The organism is Kocuria atrinae C3-8 (assembly GCF_000286355.1).
Taxonomy (GTDB): domain Bacteria; phylum Actinomycetota; class Actinomycetes; order Actinomycetales; family Micrococcaceae; genus Kocuria; species Kocuria atrinae_A.
On the sequence record NZ_AJXN01000212.1, the window covers coordinates 1 to 3,833 of the forward strand.

Consider the following 3,833-nt stretch of genomic DNA (forward strand, 5'->3'; position numbering starts at 1 on the left):
TCGCACCTTCCACGCGGTGGAGGCCCTCACCCGCGTGCTGCCCGCGCCCTTGGTGGCCCGGGCGACGTCGCTCATTTCGGGGCGGTAGTTGCGGCTGCTGCGGTTCCGCACTGAGCCGCACTGTGCCTCGCCGCGCCGCGCTGAGCCCCACTGAGCCTCGCTACGCGTGGGGTTGCGTTAGAACCCACAACCACATCTGAAGTGTCGTTAGAACCTTCCACGCTGATGAAAAGGGTCCCAACGGCGCCTGAGGTGTCCCCGATGGCCCTAACGACCCTTCACGTGTCTCGCCCCAGGAGGGTGAGTCTTACCAGCGTGCTGCGTCGCGGATGGCGGCGGTGCCCTCATCCACGACTCGACGCGCAAAGCCGCGGACCTTGCCGCGCTCGGAAGGAGCGGTGCCGTTCGAGTCGGCACCCGAGGCGGCGTCGTCGTCCTTTTTCATGAACGACGGGCGCGTGGGCATGGAAACTTTGGGGACCGAGACCTTGGGCAAGCTTCGAGACTTCTTAGCGTTGGAGGGCGCTTCGGAAGTGTCAGCTGTCTTGGTGTCCCCAGAGGAACTCTCGGAAACCGCTGCCGCCGGCTTGGCCGACTTCGGCTGCTTTTTCTGCTTCGGGGCGGCGGGCTGACGAGCGAGGTCCGGATCGGCGTCGACGGCGTCGTTGGCCTCTTGCGCGGCGAGGGATCCGGTTTCGGGTGCGGCAGGATCGCCGTCACGAGCGGGCTGGGCGGCAAGGACCTTGGAGCGGCGCTTCTTCTTGGGCGGGCGCTGCCCGAAAATCTTGTGGCGGGTCTTCTCAGCGCGGCCAGCCAGCTGATAGGCGCTGACCAGCGGATACTCCCAGACGCCCAGGATCTCGCGCTGTTCTTCGGCGAGCTCACGCAGCACTACGGAGGCGCTCTCGGCATCGGGGTCGCCGGCGACCACCTTGTGCACTCGCCGCTGTTGGAGCTGCACCAATCCGGTGAGCAGGAGTGCGTCGTCCACGCCCAGTTGGCGAGCGCGGTCGGTGAATCCCACGCGGTAGAGCAAAGCCGATTCGCCCGTGTGTACGAACCACAAGTAGCCCAAGGCGGTCTCCTGCTCGCCCTCGGCCTGTTCGGTGGCAACCAAGAACACGGAATCCTGGCCCACGGCCTTGAGCAGATCGTCGATGTGCGCGGTGCGCAGACCCACGTTGGCCAGGCTCTGGGTGTTGGCGGAGACGCGGCGCACCTTCACGCCGGCCACCTTGAGTCCGGCACGGCAACGCTCGAGGGTGCCACTGGACAGTCGCTTGGACAGGTCGCTCTCGGTCTCGCCAGGCGCACGATCAGTTCGCGCGGTCCGGCCTCGCCCTTGCGGATCTTGTCACGACGGCGATACCCCGCCTCTTCGAGATCGGTGAGCAGCTGCGGGGTGACCGCGGTATCGGGGCTCAAGCGCAGTACTGCGCCGTTGTGCTTCTCACGGGCATAGTCCTGTAGCGCACCGAGCACTTTGACGAGTTCGTGGGGACTCTTTACGTGCAGGGACTTCGCGTCCACACCGTGTGCTTGTCTTCGGGGTAGATCAACAGCTGGCCGTAGCCGATCGTCTGGTTCGCGCGATTGACCATCACGCGTTCCACGCTGATCTGCTCATCCGTGAGGGCTTCCGCCTCACCAATACCCCACAGCAGCTGGGGATTTCCGCCGGTTACGCGAACCCTGGCGTCCCACGTTTTCCGGTTGTCACACGGGTTCACGCTCAATGACACGGTGCGTCCTTTCGTTAGTCCCCAGCACACCGTCATACAGCTTAGCTGCGGACAGCACTCGCGCCTGACCACCCCGTGGGGCAATCACGCGCGAGTGCTGGTTCACTCCGAAGAGTTCAGTAGTGCAGTGGTAGATCAGTTGTTGCCGCGCTCGTACTTCTCCCACTTCTTGGCCACGTGCTCGGCCTCGACCATACGGACGGTGCCGGACTTGGAACGCATCACGATGGACTGAGTGGTGATCTTGGGCCCGCGGTAACGAACACCGCGCAGCAGGTCGCCGTCGGTGATGCCGGTCGCTGCGAAGAAGCAGTTGTCCGAGGTCACCAGTTCGTCGGTGGTCAGGATGCGATCTACATCCAGACCGGCCTCGGCTGCCTTCTCCCTTTCGGCCTCATCGGTGGGAGCCAGGCGACCCTGGATCACGCCGCCGGTGGCCTTCACTGCGCACGCGGTCACGATGCCTTCCGGGGTTCCGCCGATGCCCATCATCACGTCAACGCCGGTTCCCTCGCGGCACGCGGCGATGGCGCCGGCGACGTCGCCGTCGAGAATCATGCGCGTACGGGCACCGGTCGCGCGGATTTCCTCCACGAGACCCTGGTGACGGGGACGGTCCAGCACGCAGACGGTGAGCTGGTTGGTCTTCACGCCGCGGGCTTGGCCACGAGGTGCAGGTTCTGCTTGACGGGCAGACGCAGGTCCACCATGTCAGCGGCTTCCGGGCCGACCACGAGCTTGTCCATGTAGAACACAGCGGAGGGGTCGAACATCGAACCGCCATCGGCCACGGCGATCACGGCCAGGGCGTTGTTCATACCCAGAGCGGTCAGTCGAGTTCCGTCAATGGGGTCCACGGCCACGTCCGAGGCGGGGCCGCTGCCGTCGCCCACCTGTTCGCCGTTGTAGAGCATGGGGCTTCGTCCTTCTCGCCCTCACCAATCACCACGGTTCCGTTGAAGCTCACCGTGGACAGGAACGAACGCATGGCGTCCACTGCCGCGCCGTCCGCTCGGTTCTTGTCACCCGCGCCAACCCAGTGACCACCGGCAATTGCGGCAGCCTCCGTAACGCGGACCAGTTCCAGGGCCAGATTTCGGTCCGCCGCGTTACCTGAAGCGCTACCTGCGGTTGTTTGAGTCGCCATGTTCCTCACCTTCGAGTCAGCTGCGCTCGTGTATCTCGCGACGCACGTGTTCGTGGGCGAGCACACAAGCCTTGCGTGCGTTTCCAGCATATCCCCGGCCTTGTCCGATTGGGCGGGTATGTCACGGCACGGCACAATAGAGGGGTGAGTGATTCAGCTACGACGCCGCCCCGCAAACCTGACGAGCCTCAGGTCACCTCCGCGACCCCGGAGGAAGGCGCCCCGCTGCCCCAGATCACCACCAAGCAGGCGGCCAAGATCAACGCCCCGATCCGCGGCATGATCATCTCCATGGCGGTGCTGCTCATGCTGATCCTGCCGTTCTTGTGGCTCGCGCCGAAGCCGGATGCTCAGCCCTACCGCGCTGATGTCAACGTCTCCGAGGAAGCCGGCTTCGTCGCGGAGCAGGCAGACTTCAAGCCCGCCGCCCCCGAACTCGGCGAGGATTGGACCGCCAATTACGCTCGCTGGCAGGCCAACTCCCAAGAAGGCGTTCCCCTGTGGAGCGTTGGTTACCTCTCCCCCAATTACCGGTTGGTCGAAATGGTGCAGACCGCCGAATCCAACCCCACATGGTTGGCTCAGCGCACAGAACTGATTCCCGCGACCGGGCAGAAGAACGTAGGTGGCATCTCATGGGACATTCACCACCGCGACCCGTCGGGTAAGCAGGAAGAGTTCACCGCGTGGGTCGGAAAGCTCAACGACTCCACCGTGATCCTCACGGGCAAGGCCACCGAGGGCGAGTTCGAGCACGTCGCGAAGGCGCTGGCCGAGGGGCGCTGAGTTCAAAGACCCGCTTCCGGCGTGGTGACGTACATCTGAGGTAGAGGTTCGCCACATTCGCTGGGCTACCTACATCTCGGGCAGAGGTTCGCGCACTTTGTAGGTCGCCCGGCATCTGAGGTAGAGGTTCGCACGCGTACGCAGGGTGTCAACCTGTG

At 64.6% G+C, this 3,833-nt stretch carries 4 protein-coding genes and 1 pseudogene; 1 reads left to right on the forward strand and 4 read right to left on the reverse strand.

The features are described from left to right. Positions 1-307: 307 nt before the first annotated feature. From YO9_RS0115875 to glpX, 4 genes and pseudogenes are all read right to left on the reverse strand, one after another. Positions 308-1,225, reverse strand: coding sequence for a hypothetical protein (locus YO9_RS0115875; RefSeq protein ID WP_223286714.1), 918 nt, complete (start codon positions 1,223-1,225; stop codon positions 308-310). After that, positions 1,222-1,530, reverse strand: a complete 309-nt coding sequence (locus tag YO9_RS0115880) for a hypothetical protein (protein WP_223286715.1) — start codon at positions 1,528-1,530, stop codon at positions 1,222-1,224. Before YO9_RS0115880 ends, YO9_RS0115875 begins: the two co-directional genes overlap by 4 nt. After that, complete coding sequence (locus tag YO9_RS0115885; RefSeq protein WP_016998379.1) at positions 1,506-1,742, reverse strand: hypothetical protein; 237 nt, start codon at positions 1,740-1,742, stop codon at positions 1,506-1,508. Before YO9_RS0115885 ends, YO9_RS0115880 begins: the two co-directional genes overlap by 25 nt. A 135-nt stretch (positions 1,743-1,877) precedes the next feature. After that, positions 1,878-2,889 (reverse strand): annotated as a pseudogene (gene glpX, locus YO9_RS0115890) (class II fructose-bisphosphatase). 144 nt (positions 2,890-3,033) lie between these two features. Here glpX and YO9_RS0115900 point away from each other — a divergent pair. Continuing rightward, a complete protein-coding gene (locus YO9_RS0115900; RefSeq protein ID WP_016998381.1) occupies positions 3,034-3,675 on the forward strand; it encodes a DUF4245 domain-containing protein in 642 nt (213 codons plus the stop codon). Positions 3,676-3,833 lie beyond the last annotated feature (158 nt).